General features: G+C 59.1%; 17 protein-coding genes and 1 other RNA gene. 8 read left to right on the top strand and 10 right to left on the bottom strand.

From position 1 onward, the window contains the following. Positions 1-341: 341 nt before the first annotated feature. Genes J3P81_RS21325 through J3P81_RS21310 form a run of 4 tightly spaced genes read left to right on the top strand, consistent with a single transcriptional unit; the run spans position 342 to position 3,318 of the window. Positions 342-1,742, top strand: a complete 1,401-nt coding sequence (locus tag J3P81_RS21325; RefSeq protein WP_434560743.1) for a YfjI family protein — start codon at positions 342-344, stop codon at positions 1,740-1,742. Beyond that, positions 1,735-2,088, top strand: coding sequence for a hypothetical protein (locus tag J3P81_RS21320; protein ID WP_434560741.1), 354 nt, complete (start codon positions 1,735-1,737; stop codon positions 2,086-2,088). Before J3P81_RS21325 ends, J3P81_RS21320 begins: the two co-directional genes overlap by 8 nt. Then, the gene (locus J3P81_RS21315; protein WP_434560739.1) at positions 2,072-3,052 is read left to right on the top strand and encodes an integrase domain-containing protein; all 981 of its coding nucleotides are present in this window, start codon (positions 2,072-2,074) and stop codon (positions 3,050-3,052) included. Before J3P81_RS21320 ends, J3P81_RS21315 begins: the two co-directional genes overlap by 17 nt. Continuing rightward, the gene (locus J3P81_RS21310) at positions 3,049-3,318 is read left to right on the top strand and encodes a hypothetical protein (RefSeq protein WP_434560737.1); all 270 of its coding nucleotides are present in this window, start codon (positions 3,049-3,051) and stop codon (positions 3,316-3,318) included. The genes J3P81_RS21315 and J3P81_RS21310 overlap by 4 nt, the downstream gene beginning before the upstream one ends. A gap of 121 nt (positions 3,319-3,439) precedes the next feature. On the opposite strand, the gene J3P81_RS21305 is transcribed toward J3P81_RS21310, so the two are convergent. The 8 genes from J3P81_RS21305 to J3P81_RS21270 all read right to left on the bottom strand — a co-directional run bounded on the left by J3P81_RS21305 (position 3,440) and on the right by J3P81_RS21270 (position 13,380). Next, positions 3,440-4,696 carry an integrase domain-containing protein gene (locus J3P81_RS21305; RefSeq protein ID WP_027605348.1) on the bottom strand — a complete coding sequence of 419 codons (1,257 nt, stop codon included), beginning with the start codon at positions 4,694-4,696 and terminating at the stop codon, positions 3,440-3,442. 187 nt (positions 4,697-4,883) lie between these two features. Next, positions 4,884-5,277, bottom strand: a transfer-messenger RNA (tmRNA) gene (ssrA, locus tag J3P81_RS21300). A 95-nt stretch (positions 5,278-5,372) separates the two neighbouring features. Next, positions 5,373-5,654, bottom strand: coding sequence for a hypothetical protein (locus tag J3P81_RS21295; protein WP_420765600.1), 282 nt, complete (start codon positions 5,652-5,654; stop codon positions 5,373-5,375). A gap of 128 nt (positions 5,655-5,782) precedes the next feature. Beyond that, complete coding sequence (locus J3P81_RS21290; RefSeq protein ID WP_434560735.1) at positions 5,783-8,593, bottom strand: FAD-binding and (Fe-S)-binding domain-containing protein; 2,811 nt, start codon at positions 8,591-8,593, stop codon at positions 5,783-5,785. Then, a complete protein-coding gene (locus tag J3P81_RS21285; protein WP_434560733.1) occupies positions 8,590-9,261 on the bottom strand; it encodes a LutC/YkgG family protein in 672 nt (223 codons plus the stop codon). Before J3P81_RS21285 ends, J3P81_RS21290 begins: the two co-directional genes overlap by 4 nt. Next, positions 9,258-10,715, bottom strand: a complete 1,458-nt coding sequence (locus tag J3P81_RS21280; protein WP_434560731.1) for a LutB/LldF family L-lactate oxidation iron-sulfur protein — start codon at positions 10,713-10,715, stop codon at positions 9,258-9,260. Before J3P81_RS21280 ends, J3P81_RS21285 begins: the two co-directional genes overlap by 4 nt. Further along, positions 10,712-11,536 (bottom strand): (Fe-S)-binding protein, encoded by an 825-nt coding sequence (locus tag J3P81_RS21275; protein ID WP_434560729.1) that lies wholly within the window; start codon positions 11,534-11,536, stop codon positions 10,712-10,714. Before J3P81_RS21275 ends, J3P81_RS21280 begins: the two co-directional genes overlap by 4 nt. Positions 11,537-11,685: 149 nt before the next feature. Next, complete coding sequence (locus J3P81_RS21270) at positions 11,686-13,380, bottom strand: lactate permease LctP family transporter (protein ID WP_434560727.1); 1,695 nt, start codon at positions 13,378-13,380, stop codon at positions 11,686-11,688. 264 nt (positions 13,381-13,644) lie between these two features. Here J3P81_RS21270 and J3P81_RS21265 point away from each other — a divergent pair, with 264 nt between their 5' ends. Continuing rightward, positions 13,645-14,412 (top strand): FCD domain-containing protein, encoded by a 768-nt coding sequence (locus J3P81_RS21265; protein WP_420765594.1) that lies wholly within the window; start codon positions 13,645-13,647, stop codon positions 14,410-14,412. A gap of 120 nt (positions 14,413-14,532) precedes the next feature. Here the strand turns inward: J3P81_RS21265 and smpB are convergent, their stop codons facing one another. Further along, entirely contained in the window at positions 14,533-15,015 is a 483-nt protein-coding gene (gene smpB, locus J3P81_RS21260; protein WP_434560725.1) for an SsrA-binding protein SmpB, read from the bottom strand. 118 nt (positions 15,016-15,133) lie between these two features. Between smpB and J3P81_RS21255 the strand changes: the two genes are divergently transcribed. Genes J3P81_RS21255 through J3P81_RS21245 form a run of 3 tightly spaced genes read left to right on the top strand, consistent with a single transcriptional unit; the run spans position 15,134 to position 17,284 of the window. Further along, positions 15,134-16,537, top strand: coding sequence for a sodium-dependent transporter (locus tag J3P81_RS21255; protein ID WP_434560723.1), 1,404 nt, complete (start codon positions 15,134-15,136; stop codon positions 16,535-16,537). Positions 16,538-16,544: 7 nt separating this feature from the next. Beyond that, positions 16,545-16,988 (top strand): type II toxin-antitoxin system RatA family toxin, encoded by a 444-nt coding sequence (locus J3P81_RS21250; protein ID WP_420765592.1) that lies wholly within the window; start codon positions 16,545-16,547, stop codon positions 16,986-16,988. Then, positions 16,985-17,284 (top strand): RnfH family protein, encoded by a 300-nt coding sequence (locus J3P81_RS21245; RefSeq protein ID WP_434560721.1) that lies wholly within the window; start codon positions 16,985-16,987, stop codon positions 17,282-17,284. Before J3P81_RS21250 ends, J3P81_RS21245 begins: the two co-directional genes overlap by 4 nt. A 62-nt stretch (positions 17,285-17,346) precedes the next feature. Here J3P81_RS21245 and bamE read toward each other — a convergent pair whose 3' ends face one another. Then, positions 17,347-17,874, bottom strand: coding sequence for an outer membrane protein assembly factor BamE (gene bamE / locus J3P81_RS21240; protein ID WP_039592330.1), 528 nt, complete (start codon positions 17,872-17,874; stop codon positions 17,347-17,349). Between the last annotated feature and the right edge of the window lie 14 nt (positions 17,875-17,888).

Raw genomic sequence — 17,888 nt, 5'->3', positions numbered from 1 at the left:
TCGCCATCCGCAATAACACAGGCACCGGTGCCGCAGCCTAAGGAAAGGCTGCACCTGACTGACAGTCAGACATGCCCCAGGTGTCGATGTTGTTGCCTTCTCCCATTCAGGATCTTCAGGTGCCGAACTCGTCAGTCGGCACAGCCTCCACCCGCCCGTGTCTTTGGATACGTCAAGGAGGTCAGGTTCATGGGGTCATGCCCTCGCTCCCGGTCGTAAGGAGCCGCACGTTCCGCGTCAGTGAACACCTCACAGGCCGCAGGGGCCTTGATCCCTGATAACACTCAACAGCCGTGGCGGGACTACGTGAGGACAACCAGCAATGATCGAGGAGAGGGCCCATGCAGCAGTTAGATCCGAAGCTTGATCTACCACGACCACCTCGACCGCTGATTGAGTCGAATCCCGTGGCCCAGCCTTATCCGGTGCAGGCACTGGGTGGGATTCTTGGGCCTGCAGTCGAACGCATGGCTGAGGTCATCGGGGTGCCCCAGGCATTGGCTGCACAATCGGTGCTGGCTGCTTCGGCGCTGGCCACTCAAGGTCATGCGGGCTTACAGCTCGATGGGAGAAATTATCCGCTGTCGCTGTATCTGATCACCGTCGCCGCATCCGGCGATCGCAAAACGGCGGCAGATCGATTTGCATTGCTGCCCGCACGGCAATGGGAGCGTGAGCAGTGGCAGCGCTATCGCGAACAACTCGCCCGGTACCGTGTCGCGCAGCGACAGGCGCAGCGTATCAACCCTGGCGATCCCAACCCCACAAACGGCGTACCGCTTGAAGCGGAGCCCTCTGCACCTAGGCTGATCACCACGGATCCGACTATCGAGGCCCTGATCAAGGGACTCTGCCATGACTTACCGAGCATGGGCCTGTTCTGTGACGAAGGAGGGCAGTTCCTCGGTAGCAGCACCATGAGTAGGGATAACCGTTTGAAGGCGGTCACAACCTTGTCGTCACTCTGGGACGGTAGCCCGATAGATCGCGCGCGCTCCATGGTTGGTGAAAGCTTGCGAGCCTACGACCGGCGCTTGAGCCTGCATCTGATGCTGCAACCATATTTAGCCATGCAATTACTCAGTGACCCGTTGCTGCAAGGGCAAGGCATTCTCGGCCGCTGCCTGATGACCTGGCCCACCAGTCTAGCCGGGCAACGTAGCTACCAAGCTGTCGACTTGTCCAAAGACGCCGCCCTCAAGCGCTATCATCACCGCCTTTCGGCTCTGTTTTATCAGCCTTGGTCACTTTCTGCTGACGGAGCCTTGCAGCTGTCAAAGCTGAGCCTCAGTCCGCTGGCGCGTCGTCGCTGGATTGATTTGCATGATGCTATCGAAGCTCAGTTGGGGGAGTTTGGCGAACTGGCCAGCGTACGGCCCAGCGGATCAAAGGCCGCCGATAACCTGCTGCGCGTCGCCGGCATTCTTGCAGTCTTGGAGGAGAGCAGCGTCGTGGAGGTCGACCATATCCAACGGGCCTCCGCTTTAGTCGGCTACTACCTCACTGAGATCCAGCGCCTGACTGAGCAGGAGCCAGTGTGTCGAGTAAAAGAAGAGGCAGACCGGCTGCTGCGATGGCTACAGGTCAAAGATTGGAAGCGTTTCAGTATTCGTGAATTGAACCGCAACGGTCCCCGCTTTGCCCGCAAGAGCAGTCGTCACGCCGCCAAGCTGCTGGTTGAGTTGATTGATCATCAGTGGTTGATCACCGATGGCCACACCTTCGAGGTGCGCCATGTTTAATCTTGATGAAGCGCTGCGCAACCATCTGGCTCAGCGTCAAAAGGAGCCTAAAGCGCGATTTGTCGCCGCTACTGTCGCCACTTTGTCGCCACGCTCAAAACCAAGCAGGACGAGGGTTGTCGCCGCTGTCGCCAGTGTCGCCACCACCCATAAAGCTATCGCCTCTACGACAGCCATTATTCAACGGTTGAAAGAGGAGGGTGCGCATCTTTACGTCACCGACAACACGCTGTGTTTTCGCCCGACTGATTGGGCCCAGTTCGCTATTGTGAATGCACACTGGCGAGCCCTTTTTTATGAGCTCGCGGCAGTCGATCAGGAGCAGGAAAATGGCTCGGGTCGATAAGCGAGCGGGTCGTAATTTTGGCTTTGGTCGCCAGCTCAGCTATGCCGGACCGCAAGCACTGAAAGATCTATTTGGCGATGGCCATTTTGCTACCGTCAAAGCCCATAGCGATCGGTGGCAGGCCTTCGTGAATTGGTGTCGATCCGATGAAGGTCCGGGACTCAATGACGCGCGACAGATCGACCGTGAGATCCTCATGCGGTACGCCACGTATGTGCGTGAGCAGGTTGATCAGGGCAACATCGGCATTGCCACCGCGCAGAACCGACTGTCCAGCGTGAACCGAACGATGGCCGCGCTGCGCGGTGATCAGTACGTCAAAATCCCGAGTCCGAGTAAGGCGCTGGGCTTGCAGCGCTCAAGCGTGCGTAGTGAGGCTCCGCAAGGCCAAGACCGTGCGCAGGTTAAGTTGATCGCACGGGCGCTGTCAGATCGTCAGCAATCGAGGGTGAGTGCCATTGTGCTCCTAGCCCGGGAGACAGGCATGCGCCTGCGCGAAGCGATCTTGGCGGACTTGCCACGACTGCAAGGAGAGGCTCAGCGACTGGGAAAGATCAATATCCAGGACGGCACTAAGGGCGGCCGATCCGGCGCGTCCGCACCACGTTGGATTACGATCACGGATCAAATCCGTGGCGCCTTGGATAGGGCCTGGGAGGCTTCACCCAGTCGCAGTCGGAACCTGTTGGCACCCAATGAGAGCTACAAAGAGTTTATACAGTCAGTTGTGCGACCGGCACGGGACATCTTGCATGAGCATGGATTGAAAGGCTTTCATGAGCTGCGGGCGGCTTACGCCTGTGAGCGCTATGAGCAACTGACCGGCTTCCCCGCACCCGTCAATGGCGGTCGTGGTCATCGAGAGGATCGAGAGCTCGATCAACGTGCACGCGAGCAGATCAGTCATGAGTTGGGACATAACCGCATCGATGTGGTGAGTGCCTACATCGGAGGCCGGCGATGACGGCCGAGTTCGACATAGCGTTGTTCCTGCACCCCGTGCTCAAAGGTGCACATGCCACGCAGCAGCGGCACATCAGGCAAGCAGAAAGGATGCACGAGGTGATTCGTGAACGCTGGGGTTGCGCGACTCCCTGGTCCTGGAGAGAAAAGCACGTGAGATGGTTTTTGGAGCACTATTTGCGATGCTCAGCTCCAGCTACCATCTACTACTACGAGTTAACAGCAGGGTTGATCCGCCGTAGAAAGGCAAAAATCGTGGTTGCCTGATAGACCTTTAAGCGTGAGCCCCTGAGTGTGGGAATGCGGAGCCTTCCCATACTCAGGGGCTTGGCTTAAGAAAGCGCTGGCAAGCTCCACTACACGGATGGCATGAACTGTCGCCGTGATGTCAGCGTATCGGCACCACCTTGCGGTCCCTGGTTTGATTGATGGCCGACGCTGACAGGCTGCCGGTAGCCGCTTTTTGGATATGTTCACTCCACCAGGCCATCATCGGGCGCCGACGCTCGATGTAATCCGCCCGGTTGTAGGCGCTCCGAACTTCGTCCTTGTCGACATGCGCCAGCGCGACTTCGATCAGTTCCGGATCCCATCCATGCTCGTTCAGGATTGTGCTGGCCATGGAGCGCATGCCGTGGCTGACCAAGCGGTCCTGGAAGCCCATCCGTTTCAACGCCATGTTGGCTGTTTGGCTATTCGCGTGGGTGCGCGGGTTTCTATCTGACGGGAAAACATATTCCCTGTGGCCGCTATGGGGCTTAAGCGTATCCAATAACGAGAGTGCATGTTCGGTCAGCGGTATTGTGTGCGGACGACGCTTTTTCATTCGCTCCGGAGGGATGGTCCAAATGCGTTTGTCGAAGTCGATGTCTGCCCATCGGGTTGTCGCCGCTTCGACAGGGCGGGTCATAGTGTGTAGCTGCCATTCGATCAGGCAGCGTGTGGTCCGTTTGATGCTGGCGTTCGCGATTTCCATCATGAGCTCCGGAAGCTCGTCAGGTGGTAGCGCGGCCATATTCTCTTTCTTAGGTTTCTTGAACACCGCTCGAATGCCACTGAGAGGGTTGGCAAAGATCATTCCGGAGTTGACCCCGTAGGTCATGATTTCGTTAAGGCGCTGACTCACTCGCTTAACCGTCTCGAGGCTGCCCTTGGCCTCAATCGGCCGAAGGAGCTTGATGACCATCGGGGCATTCACTTCTGATAACGGCGTTGATTTCATGCTCGGAAATACATGCAGCGTGAGTGAGCGCCAGATGTCTTCGGCATACGCTGGGGTGACGGAATCTTTCTTCAATTCGAACCACGCGGTGGCTACGTTCTCGAACGTATGTTCCGTTTCCGCTCGTTTGGCTTCCTGCAGTTCATTACGCTGAGCTTTGGGGTCGATGCCCTGTGCAAGCAGCTCTCTGGCCTCAACGGTTTTCTTCCTGGCTTGCGCAAGAGAAACCTCGGGATAGGAGCCGAGAGCCATGTTGATTCGGTTCTTGGTTACTGGATGCCGGTAGTTGAAATTCCACTGCATCGAGCGATTGACCCTGACTCGCAGCTGGAGCCCGTCGCCATCCGTGAGGACGTAATCCTTGTCTTTCGGTTTGACCGCCTTGAGCTGGCGGTCGGAGAGGCGGGTGGTTTGAGCGCACATGAGAAGTACTCCATGACACCTTTTGGTATTCCCAAGATTAGCGCCGGGGAGTCGGGAATACCATTGGGAATACCAAATCGCCTGGAACTCTACAAACCTCGAAAGCCCCCAATAGCCCTGAAAGCCCCGTATTTACTGGATTTCAGGCACAAAAAAAGACGTCCGTGGACGTCTTTAGATGTTGAAGTGGTGGAGCCGGGGGGATTTGAACCCCCGTCCGCCAGTACTCCGCTGTCGGTACTACATGCTTAGCCGTGTCTATTGAGTTAACCCGCAGCGACCCGACGGGCAGGGTGCTTTGGGCGAGTTGTGTAAGTTTTAGCCGCTTCGTCCACAACGTACTGCACGGCGATTCCGTTCTATATGACAATCACTTTGGGTTTACGGACATCCCCTGGTGATTGCTGGACCCGAAGGTACCAGAAGGGAAGGGCTAAGGCTGCTTACGCAGCGAGAGCGTATTCCCCGTAGGTTTCGTCATTGGCAACTATAGGAAGTTGCAACAGTGGATTTACGAGTTCTGTTACCAACTCGGCATGCACCTAAAGTTTCGCAACCGGCGTCGAATCCTAAACGGCCCCGAACCTGGCACTCCGTGAATCTCTGGAGCGACAGGCCTGCGTAGTGTACGCCAATCGAGCGAGCAGGCCAACCCGAAGGTTGGCCTGCTCATCGATCACTTGTTGGTGCCGTCAGAGGTTTTTCTGATTTCCAGGATGGTCCGATCGGTTTCGGCGACACAATCGTCAACTTTCCCTTCAGCCTTGAGCGCCTTTGCCTTCGCCACGCTGGTTTCCACACGGCCCTGTAAGTCGGGTGAAGACTGATACTGCGTCTTGGCGTTCTCGATGGTTTGGATATTGGTGTCACACTGGCTGTCCGGCTTACTTGCTGCGAACGAACCGGTTGCCAACATTGAGGCGGTAACGAACAGACCTAACAGTGCAGAACGCTTCATATCTATCTCCTTGAACTGAGGATCCAGACTTGGCTGGCCGTCAGGACGGATGACCGAATGGAGGGAAAGCCCCGATCTTCGGGGCTTGTTCTGTGGACTACCGTCTCGCTCAAGGGTTCTATTTTTCTTCACGTCACCCTGGCACGGGTCACTCGATCAACCAGGTAGACCAGGCCGTGGTAGTCGATTGCGCCATGCTGCGTAAGACCGATCTCACAGGTCCGGCTGGTGGAAATTCCCTCGCTGCAATGCTGTACCGCGTCCTTCAAGGTGCGTAATGAGTGGGCGTTCAGTTCCGGCGTGGTGAAACCTTTGTCACCGGCAAAACCGCAGCAATGGATGCCTTCAGGTATGACCACGTTTTTGCTGCACCTGCGCGCCAGGTCGATCAACGCCTGGCTTTCACCGAGGTGTTGGGTGCTACAGGTGACATGCACTGCGATAGGCGCCTCCTGTGGCATGAAGTCGAGGCGATCCATCAAGTGCGTGCGAATGAAGCGCACCGGGTCGTAGAGATCCAGGCGTACGTCGCCCAAGTCCTGGACCAGGCGCAGGGTGCAAGGGCTGGTGTCGCAGTAGATCGGGTCGAGCCCGCCCCGGCTGGCCTGCAGCAACGCGCCGATCAGTTCCTGGCGTTTCTGCTCGGCTTGGTCGGCGTAACCTTTGGACGCAAAGGGCTGGCCGCAGCAAAGGCTGTCCACATTGTCCGGGACGACAACTTGATAGCCGGCCTTTTCCAATAGCCCACGAGTCTTGTCATGCAGCGACATTTGTTCCTTGTCCCCTGCCGCAGGTCCCATGACTCGCGACACGCAGGCCGCCAGATAAACCACTCTGGGTCGTTCGTCCGACACGGCGGGACTGAATCGAATGGCCCTTTCCGGCTGCGGCATGGCGTGGGTCCACTGTGGGACCTGGCCTTTGGACAAGCGTGTCAGTCCTGCGGACAAACGCGCCAGCCTCGGCGCCCCCAAGAGCATCCGCGCACCATTGGCAACATGCAGGGTAAAGCGCGCCCCTTGCAATGCGGTTGTGAAATTACTCGCAAGCCAGTCGGCGGTTTTCGTACGCGTCGCGTCGCGTCCGCGGAGCTTTTTTACCAGTTCGCCGGTATTGATGCCTACAGGGCAGCGTTGGGCGCACAGCCCGGTGGCGGCGCAGGTGTCGATGCCCTGGTATTGATAGGCCGCTTCGAGCTGCGAAGTGTCCATGCCATCGCGTTTTTTCGCCTGTATGTCCCGCCAGATCACGATGCGCTGGCGCGGGCTCAGGGTCAGGTCCTTGGACGGACACACTGGCTCGCAGAAGCCGCATTCGATGCACTTGTCCACAATCTCATCGGCGGCTGGCAAGGGTTTGAGGTGCTTGAGATGAATCTGTGGGTCCTCGCTGAGCACCACATCCGGGTTGAGAATGCCGTTGGGGTCGAGCAGGCGTTTGAGTTGCCACATCAATTGATAGGCATCGCTGCCCCATTCCAGCTCGACGAACGGCGCCATGTTGCGGCCGGTGCCGTGCTCGGCTTTCAGTGAGCCGCCAAACTCCACCGCCACCAGGTGCGCCACGTCATCCATGAACGCCTGGTACCGTGCGACTTCTTCGGTATTGTTGAAGCCCTGGGTGAAGACGAAGTGCAGATTGCCCTCCAGCGCGTGTCCGAAAAGGATCGCTTCGTCGTAGTGATGTTTGTCGAACAGCGCGATCAGGCGATTCACCCCGATAGCCAGTTGTTCGACCGGGAAGGTCACGTCTTCAATGATCACAGTGGTCCCGGTCTTGCGAACCGCGCCCACGGCGGGGAAGGTGTCCTTGCGGATCGCCCAGAGGCGAGCGTTTTCCCGTGGGTCTTCGGTGAAGTCGACCTGCTTTTCCACCGGGAAGCTGGCCAATGAGGCCATGATCCGTGCCAGCTGTTCTTGCAGCAGCGATGACGAAGCCGCGCGGGATTCGATCAGCAGGGCGCAGGCATTGTTCGACAAATGCTGTACGAAATCCGGCATGCCGGGTTTGTCCTGTACCGAGCGCAGGCTGCGGCGGTCCAGCAGCTCGACGGCGGAAACCGGCTGGCTTTTCAAAACGGTGACGGCGTTGCAGCAGGTTTCCACGTCCGGGAATACGATCAGCGCTGACGCTTTGTTCGGGTGATCGATGACGGTGTTGTAGGTCACCGCGCTGATGAAGCCGAGGGTGCCTTCGGAGCCCACCAGCAGGTGGCTCAAGATATCCACAGGCTCGTCGAAATCCACCAAGGCGTTGAGCGACAGGCCGGTGGTATTTTTCAGACGGTATTTGTGGCGAATTCGGGCGGCCAGTTCCGTGTTGGCGCGGGTCTCGCGGCCGAGGGTCGCCAGTCTTTCCAACAGTTCACCGTGGCTCGTCCGGAAGGCCGCCACGCTGGCGGCGTCTTCGGTGTCCAGGCGCGTGCCGTCGGCCAGGACCAGGCGGATGCCGGCCAGGGTGTGATAGGTATTCTGTGCGGTGCCGCAGCACATGCCGCTGGCGTTGTTGGCGACGATGCCGCCGATCTTGCAGGCATTGATCGACGCTGGGTCCGGGCCGATCTTGCGCCCGAACGGGGCGAGCCAGGCGTTGGCCTGGGCGCCGATCACGCCGGGTTGCAAACGAATCTGCGTGCCCTGCTGGCGAATCTCGCGACCGTTCCAGTTATCCCCCAACACAATCAGCACCGAGTCGCTGATGGCCTGGCCGGACAGGCTGGTACCGGCCGCGCGGAAGGTGACGGGAACGCGATCACGCTGGGCCAGTTTCAGCAGGGCAATCACCTCGTCTTCGGATTCGACGCGTACCACCAGTTTCGGAACCAGCCGATAGAAACTGGCGTCGGTGCCGAACGCCAAGGTCGATAGCGGGTCGTCGAAACGTCGCTGCTGCGGGATCAGCTGTAGGACATCGCGCAGGAAAGGGGCCGGAAGTGTCATTGGTCCTCCAGAATCAGCACCACCAGATCCTTCGGGCCATGGGCGCCATACGCCAGGACTTGCTCGATGTCAGCGGTTTTCGACGGACCCGATACCAGCAGGGCGTTGGTGGGCATGCCCTGGGCCCACTCGAATTCCTGTTGCACTTCATAGAAGTTGTCGCGGATCTCGCTGGCCTTGAGCAAGGCGAAATGCACCGGTGGGACGAGGCTCATCAGTCGCGGTTCTTCCCGCGTCGGCCACAAAATAAGGCTGCCGGTCGCGGCGATGGCACCCAGGGTGCCGGTCAGGCTGGCGGGGGTTTCGTTGAACAGTTCGGCTTTCCATTCTTCCACAGGCCGATCGTAGGATTTGAGAGCAGGCAGGTCCGGATTGTTCGCCCAGAACTGTGCGATTTTTTGCCCGTGAGGCGTCGTCGGGGCGATCAGCAGGCTCGGCAGTTGGCGGTCCCGCAGCAGTTGCGCCAGCAGCGCCGGCCATATGTCACCAGAGGTCAGGTGGATCTCGGTGTGTACCGCCTCCATCAGCTTGCGCAATTGCGGGATGCGTTCTTCGGGTGCGTAGCGGTAGGTCTGCGTCACAAATTCGACGTCATAGTTGTCGGCAACCGGAGTTGTGCCTGTGAGGCTTTTACGCAGTTTGGCGAGGATATTTTCCTTGGCGCTCATCGGCGGTCTCCCTGCGGGCTCAGGTGGTCGCGGGCCAGGTCATGCAGCGAGCGGGCGGCGGGTTTCGGGGCGCTGTGGTTCTGGGTCCAAGGCCCGACGTTCCGCGGTGTCAGGGCGCGCAGGCGCGTGGCGAAGAACGCGAACAACCGGTACAGCCGTGGCGAGCTGTTGAGCCGGGCCCAGGCATTCCAGATGAACCGTTCCTTGCCCGAGTATTTGCTGCCCTGGCCGCGCATCACCGGGTTAGGGCTATCCGGTGCCTTGACGTTTTCCTCTCGCAGCCGCCGCAACAGGGCCGGGATCGGAATCTTCACCGGACACACTTCGCCACAGGCGCCGCACAACGAGGAGGCGCTTGGGTGATCCGGCACCTTCGCCAAGCCGACCATGTGCGGCGTGATGATTTTTCCGATAGGCCCCGGGTAGACCTCACCGTAGGCATGCCCGCCAATTCGGGTGTAGACCGGGCAATGATTCATACAGGCGCCGCAGCGGATGCAATTCAGGGTCTGGCGTAGTTCGCTGTCGGCAAATGCCTGGCTGCGACCGTTATCCAGCAAGACCAGGTGGACTTCCTGAGGCCCGTCCAACTCATCGGCCTTGCGTGGCCCGGAGATCATGTTGACGTAGGTGGTGATCGGCTGGCCCAGGGCCGAGCGGGTCAGCAGCGAAAGCAGCGGAACGACGTCCCGCAGGTTTTCCACGACTTTTTCGATGCCGGTCACGGCAATGTGCACCGGCGGCACCGTAGTGGACATCCGCCCGTTGCCTTCGTTTTCCACCAGCAGCAGCGTGCCGGTTTCGGCGACGGCAAAGTTGACGCCCGAAACGCCGATGTCGGCTTCGAAAAATTTCTGCCGCAAGACCTTGCGACCGATCTGAATGAGTTGGTCAACGTCCTTGGTGTATTCCACGCCAAGTTTGTCGTGGAACAAGGACGCGACCTGACCGGCATTCTTGTGGATCGCCGGCATAATGATGTGGGAAGGCTTCTCGTGGTCGAGCTGGACGATGTATTCCCCCATGTCGGATTCGAGACACTCAATGTCCCGAGCCTCGAGGAAATGGTTCATCTCCATCTCTTCGCTGACCATCGATTTGCCCTTGATCACTTGCCGCGCCTCGTGAGCGCGGATGATCGAAAGAACGATGCCGTTGGCTTCGTCCACCGTTTCCGCCCAGTGCACTTTCACACCGTTGCGGGTCAGGTTGCTTTCAAGTTGCTCGAGCAGGTCGGGCAGCTTGGATAACGCGCGGGCCCGGACAGCGTTGCCGAGCACTCGCAAATGTTCTCTTTCGTGGGCATCGCTGAAAGACGTTGCCCGTTTTGTCATCAGTGAATCCATCGCGCTGCGAAAGTTGTTTCGCAGTTGCGTGTCGTCCAGCGCCTTGTGGGCGCGGGCGCGAAAATCTTCCTGCACCTCAACGGTCGGAATCAGCGTCGGCGTGCTCATGCGGCACCTCCGGTTCGCTGCCAGAGGAAGCTTGCCAAGTGTTGGCCGCGCAACGCTTCCTGCTGTTTTTCCAAGGCGCCGTTGATGTTCATCAAGCACCCGCAGTCGGCGCTGACGACCTGGTGCGCGCCGGATTCCTTCAGCGCTAGGGTCTTGTCGGCCACCATCGCGCCGGAAATATCCGGCATGCGAACGCTGAACGTCCCACCAAAACCACAGCATTCACTCTCATGGCTGTGGTCGACTCGCTCCACATTGCGCAGCTGCGCCAACAACGCACGGCCATGCAGGTGGGTGTTCATTTCCCGTCGTGCCGAGCAGGACGTATGCAGCGCCACCTTCACTGGCGTGCCACTGTCGTTCAATTGCACCTTGCAAACGAACAGCAGGAACTCCGCCAATTCGTAGGTCCTGGCGGCCAGCGCCTGGACCTGCTTGAGCATTTGCGGCTCGTCCTTGAACAGGTCGGCGTAATGCTCGCGCAGCATGCCGGCACATGAGCCCGACGGCACGACCACCGGGTAATCCTCGGCGAATAACGCCAATTGCGCCCGCGCCACTGTCCGCGCCTGTTCGGTGTAACCCGACGTGTAGGCCGGTTGCCCACAGCAGGTCTGGCCCTGTGGGTAGTCCACCCGGATTCCTTCGCGCTCGAGGAGATGAATCGCATCCATCCCGGCTTCGGGGTAGAACAGGTCGACCACGCATGTCCCGAAGAGGTAGACCCGAGCAGGTTTCTCGCTGGGGTACTGCCGGGGCTCGGGCAATGGCGGGGCGACACGGGTCGCGTTCGGCACGGCGTTATAAAAAAGCTCGCTCATCAGGCGTGTCTCCGGGTGGTCCCGGTTATCCGTCTGCTGAGGCTGCTGAATATAGAGGGGAAATCTTTCAGCAGCCTTGCAGACCCGGTTGTGAATAGCGGACGACGATTACGGTTCGGCGTCGGTTTTTTCAGTGCTTCGTGTAGTACTCAGTGAACCAGCATGCCGGTGAACCAGTAGGCCTGAGCCAGCGTGATCAGGCCAACGATCGTTGCAAAGAATAGGCTGTGTTTCAGGGTGAAACGGAACAGATCGGATTCTTTGCCAACCAGCCCGGTCGCTGCGCACGCCACGGCGATCGATTGTGGCGAAATCATCTTGCCGGTCACGCCGCCGCTGGTATTGGCCGCCACCAGCAAGGTGTCGTTGACGCCGATCTGGTGCGCGGTGGTCGCTTGCAGCGAACCGAACAGCGCGTTGGACGAGGTATCGGAGCCGGTCAGGAACACGCCCAGCCAACCGAGGAACGGCGAGAAGAACGGGAACGCTGCGCCAGTGCCAGCCAATACCAGGGCCATGGTCGACGACATCCCCGAGAAATTGGTGACGAAGGCGAAGGCCAGCACCATGCCGATGGACAGGATCGGCCAGCGCAACTCAAAAAGCGTCTCTTTAAAAGTGGTAAGACCAGTTCTGAAATCGATTTTCAACACCAGCATCGAGATCAACGCGGAAAAGAAAATCGCTGTGCCGGTCGCCGAAATCGGATCGAGCTTGAACACCGCCGGGATGGCGGTCGGGTTGACCACGATTGGCGCGGACTTGATCACCAACTGGTCCAGGTGCGGGATCGCGAAGTTGAACACCCAACCGTACATCGAGCCGCCAGGGGCGAACATTGCCTTGAATGGCTTCAGCGTCCAGATCGTCACCAGCACGGTGAGGATCAGAAAAGGCGACCACGCCTTGATGATTTCTCCCAGGCTGTAGGGCGACACCACGGTGCTGCGAGGCTGGCCGAAACCACCGGCGCTGGCGGTGATGGCTGCGCTGGACGTTGCGCCGGCGATCTGGGCGCCTGCGGTGCGCTTGGGCTGCCAGATTTTCAGGAACAACGTCAGCGAGACCAGGCTGGCCAGGGCCGAGGTGATGTCTGGCAGTTCCGGGCCGATGAAGTTCGAGGTGAGGTACTGAGTGATGGCGAAACTCAAGCCCGCCACCAGTGCCGCCGGCCAGGTTTCTCGCACGCCGCGCAGGCCATCCATCATGAATACCAGCCAGAACGGCACGAACAGCGACAGCAATGGCAGCTGTCGGCCGGTCATGGCGCCGATCTTGAACGCATCGATGCCGGTGACTTGGCCTGCCACGATTATCGGGATGCCCAGCGCGCCGAATGCCACCGGGGCGGTATTGGCGATCAGGCACAGGCCCGCGGCATAGAGTGGGTTGAAGCCCAGGCCCACCAGCAATGCGGCGGTAATCGCGACGGGCGCGCCGAAGCCGGCGGCACCTTCCAGAAAGGCGCCAAAACAGAAGCCGATCAGCAGCACCTGAAGGCGCTGGTCGTCGGTGATCGACAGCACCGAGCTGCGGATCACTTCGAACTGGCCGCTCTTGACGGTCAGCTTGTAGAGAAATACCGCGGCAACGATGATCCAGGCGATAGGCCACAACCCATACGCAAAACCATAACCCGCCGCCGCGAACGCCATGTCCGCCGGCATCTGGAATGCAAAAATCGCGACCGCGATCGCCAGCGCCAGGGTGATGCTGCCGGCCACGTGCCCCTTGAGGCGAAACACCGCCAGGGCAAGGAAGAAAAATACGATTGGAATGACGGCCGCGAGTGCGGACAGGCCTAGGCTGCCGAGCGGACTGTAAAGCTGTTGCCAGGTTTGCATATTGGGTGAGCCCCTAATTGTTTTTGGTCAGGCACTGGTCAGCGGCTTTGGACAATTGGTAATACCAATTTACAAGCGCTGTCGGCTAGGGTAAAAGCCTTGGTTGTCATGTGTCAATTTGTCGCCCGGAAACTTTCGTCGCATAACACCCAGCCGATGGCATCCGCCCCGTCGGCATCCGTGGTTTTTGATAGGTGTGGAAGGGGCTCGGATGGGCGAGAATAGAGAGCCCGGCGAGCTGTCGGGTCCGTGGAGAGTCGAGTTATGGGGTTTGATCAGATTCGTCAGCGCCGTTTGTCTGACGATATTGTCGAGCGGCTTGAAGGCATGATCCTTGAGGGCACGTTGAAATCCGGCGAGCGGTTGCCGGCCGAGCGGACCCTGGCCGAGCAGTTCGGCGTGTCACGTCCTTCGTTGCGTGAAGCGATCCAGAAACTGACGGCCAAGGGCTTGCTGATCAGTCGCCAGGGCGGCGGCAACTATGTTGTGGAGTCGCTGGGCTCGACGTTCAGTGATCCGCTGCTGCACCTCTTGGAAAGCAACCCCGAAGCGCAGCGCGACTTGCTTGAGTTCCGGCATACCCTGGAAGCGTCCTGCGCTTATTACGCAGCACTTCGGGCCACGGAGGTTGATCGGGAGCGGCTGACGACAGCCTTTGAAGCGTTGCAGGATTGTTATTCGCGCCACGAGGACGTGAGCCGCGCAGAGGAGGGCGCGGCAGATGCGCGTTTTCACCTGGCGATCGCCGAGGCCAGCCATAACGCTGTCTTACTGCATACGATCCGTGGATTGTTCGACCTGCTCAAGCGCAATGTGGTGACCAATATCGGCGGCATGTACAAGCAGCGCAGCGAGACGCGCGACATGCTGATCAGCCAGCATCGGGAGCTTTATCAAGCCATCATGGACGGGCACGCCGAGTTGGCGCGGGAAGTGTCCAGCCGACACATCTTGTACGTGCAGGAAGTCTTGGAAGAGGTGCGTCAGGAAGTGCAGCGGGTGGCGCGAGCGGAGCGGCGCAAGGGCATCTGATCGAGCTTGCGGACCTTTTGGGAGCGAGCTTGCTCGCGATAGCGGTCTATTTGACACATCTACAGTCGATGTGACGACGCTATCGCAATCAAGCACGCACCCACGGTCGCTCCGGGCTGGCTACTCTTCCTTGCCCTTGTTGCGCACCGCACGTTGCAATTCGCGACCGGCATCGCGCTCGCGTTCGGTATCACGCTTGTCGTATTCCTTCTTGCCCTTGCCCAGCGCGATCTCGCACTTGATCAAGTGCTTGCTCCAGTACAGCGATGTACAGACGCAGGCATAACCCTTCTGCTGCACGGAAGCGAAGAGCTTCTCCAGCTCGCGCTTGTTGAGCAGCAGCTTGCGCGAGCGCACAGGGTCGGCGATGACGTGGGTGCTGGCGGTGGTCAGCGGCGTGATATGACTGCCCAGCAGCCATGCTTCGCCGTCCTTGAGCAAGACATAACTGTCGACCAGTTGCGCCTTGCCGGCACGCAAGCTCTTTACTTCCCAACCGGCCAGGACCATGCCAGCCTCGAAACGTTGTTCGATGAAGTAATCGTGTCGCGCCTTTTTGTTTTGCGCGATGGTCCCTGTGGGGTGTTTCTTCTGTTTAGCCATAGGGGCGGCATTATAGGCAGTTGCGTGCGTGTCGGCTACGGTGAACCTGTGTGCTTGAGCAGGTTGCATGAATCCCGGACAATGCGGCCTCTTTTTTGAACGCTTGGGCGTGATCACGATGTCGACAGACAAGGTTTCTGTCCACGGCAGTTGGGCTAGCCGCTGGGTCTTCATATTCGCCGCGACCGGTTCGGCCGTCGGGCTGGGTAGTATCTGGAAGTTTCCGTACATGGTCGGTGTCTATGGCGGCGGCGCCTTCGTGCTGATGTTCCTGGCGTGCATCGCGCTGATCGGTGCGCCGGTGATGTTGGCTGAGACGCTGATCGGTCGTCGCGCCCGGCAAAGTCCGGCCAATGCCCTGAAAGTGCTGGCGGTGGAGGCGGGGCATTCGTCGAAGTGGTCCTGGGGCGCATTCGCCGGGATGATCACGGCGCTGCTGATCCTGTCGTTCTATAGCGTGGTCGGTGGCTGGTCGCTGGACTACATCATCGACATGGGGCGCGGCGACTTCCAGAACGCAACGCCCGATCAGGTTGGCGCCTACTTTGGGAGCGTGATCGCCGATCCCTGGAGGCTGACGCTCTGGCACACGCTGTTCATGGTGCTTTCCGCCGTCGTGATTGCCCGTGGTGTCGTCGCGGGCCTTGAGCGCAGCCTGCGAATCATGATGCCGCTGCTGTTCGTGATGATCCTGGTGCTGCTGGGCTACAGCATGACCACGGGGCACTTCATGGAGGGCGTGCATTTCATGTTCGATTTCCAGCCGGAAAAAGTCATGGATGGACTGTTGCCGGCCATGGGGCACGCTTTTTTCTCCCTGAGCGTGGGGGTCGGTTCGATCATGATCTACGGCGCCTACATGCCCAAGAGCGCCTCTCTCACCAAGACAGTCGTCGGCGTTGCGCTGCTGGACACCTTCGTGTCGTTGTTGGCTGGGGTGGCATTGTTTCCCATTGTGTTCGCTGCTGGCCTGAACCCTAGCGAGGGGCCGGGGCTGATGTTCGTCAGCCTGCCATTTGCCTTCGGCAGCATGGCGTTCGGCCAAGTGATGGGCGTGGTGTTTTTTGTCCTGGTGGCGATTGCCGCCTGGAGTTCGGCCATTTCCTTGCTCGAGCCGATGGTGGCTTATCTGGTTGAGCGGACTCGCCTCAGTCGTGCCTGGGTGACTTTCTGGCTGGCTTTCACTTGCTGGTTCGTGGGGCTGGGTACGGTTTTTTCCTTCAATATATGGAAGCAGGCAAAGTTTTTCGTGAACGAAGGCCACCTGTTCCACCTCTATCAGTGGGGAGCAACCGGAGGGCTGGATTTCTTCGGTGTGATTGATTTCTTCACGTCGCGGATCATGTTGCCCTTGGGCGGTTTGTGTTTCGTGGTGTTTGCAGGGTGGATCATGGGGCGTGAAGCCGTGCGCGATGAGCTGTCGCTACGCAGTCCTGTATTGTTCGCCTTGAGTCTGTTCTTGATGCGCTATGTGGCGCCCATTGGCATTCTTGTAGTGTTTGCCACCCAGCTGTGGAAGTGACGCTTACATGACGACACATATTCAACGCTCGGCCCTCCTGCCCTATCCGGCCCAGGCGCTGTACGACTTGGTCAACGACGTGGCGAGTTACCCGCAATTCCTGCCCTGGTGCTCGTCCGCCGAGGTGCTCGAAAGCTCCGAAACCCATATGCGCGCGAGCCTCAATGTCGCCAAGGGCGGGTTGAGCCAGCACTTTGTCACTCGTAACACCTTGGTGCCGGGCCAGTCCATCGAGATGAACCTTGAGGAAGGGCCTTTCAATCAGCTCCATGGCGTCTGGGTGTTCAAGGCGCTGGGTGAGAAAGCCTGCAAGATCAGCCTGGACCTGTCGTTCGATTACGCCGGGCCGCTGGTGCGGGCGACGTTAGGCCCGTTGTTCAATCAGGCGGCCAACACCCTGGTCGACGCTTTTTGCCAGCGTGCCAAGCAGAATGCCGAGCTCAAGCGTTGATTGAGATAGAAGTGGTGTATGCCGGTGTCGATCGTCAGGTATTGCGACGATTCGCCGTCAAGGAAGGGACATCTGTTCGTGCTGCCCTGATGTCGTCGGGTATCGCTGCGGATTTTCCGGAGCTGGATTTGACGACGAGTCCGATCGGGATTTTTGGTCGGGTGGTCGCAGATCCGGACCGGCAGCTGGTGCAGCCAGCCGACCGGCTTGAGATTTACCGGCCATTGTTGGCTGACCCCAAGGAAATTCGTCGCCTGCGGGCGGCCAAGGCAGCCCAGGCTCGTCGAACTGAATAAAAAACTGGCTTGTATTGCAGGCAATAAAAAACCCGGCATGCCGGGTTTTTTATTGTCGCGATTTATTGCGGCGAGGTATCCAGAGGTTCTGGCGTCGGGACAGGTACGGTCTCGACGTTGTCCACGTCCTTCTGGATCTGATCCAGCAGCGAACCTGGCTTGGCCGGTTTTTCCGGTTTCGGCTGTTCGGTGTTCTGGGTCGGGTCGGTGACCGTGGTGCCGCTATCCTTGCCCATGATGGCCTCGTCGCGGCTCACGCCGGGCATGAAATCTCCCGACAAGCTGACGAGTTGATCATTGGCATTGAAAATAACGCTGATGCGTTCCTGCTGCCGCTCGCCGCCGCCTGGCTGCAAGCTGTACAGGTAATCCCAGCGATCGGCATGAAACGTGTCGGTCAACAGAGGGTTGCCCATGATAAACCGTACTTGCCGGCGGGTCATTCCCGGGCGTAACTGGTCTATCATGTCCTGCGTGACGACATTGCCCTGCTGGATGTCGATTTTGTAAACCCCGGGGAATGAACAACCGGCGAGTGCGAGCAGTCCCACGAAGGTGAAACTGGTTAGCAAGAGCTTGGTGTTTTGCATCGGTGGGCGACTTC

This window comes from Pseudomonas sp. R1-6, assembly GCF_051132115.1.
GTDB lineage: Bacteria > Pseudomonadota > Gammaproteobacteria > Pseudomonadales > Pseudomonadaceae > Aquipseudomonas.
Note: the sequence above shows the minus strand (reverse complement) of the source record. Positions and strands in the feature narration are given on the sequence as shown.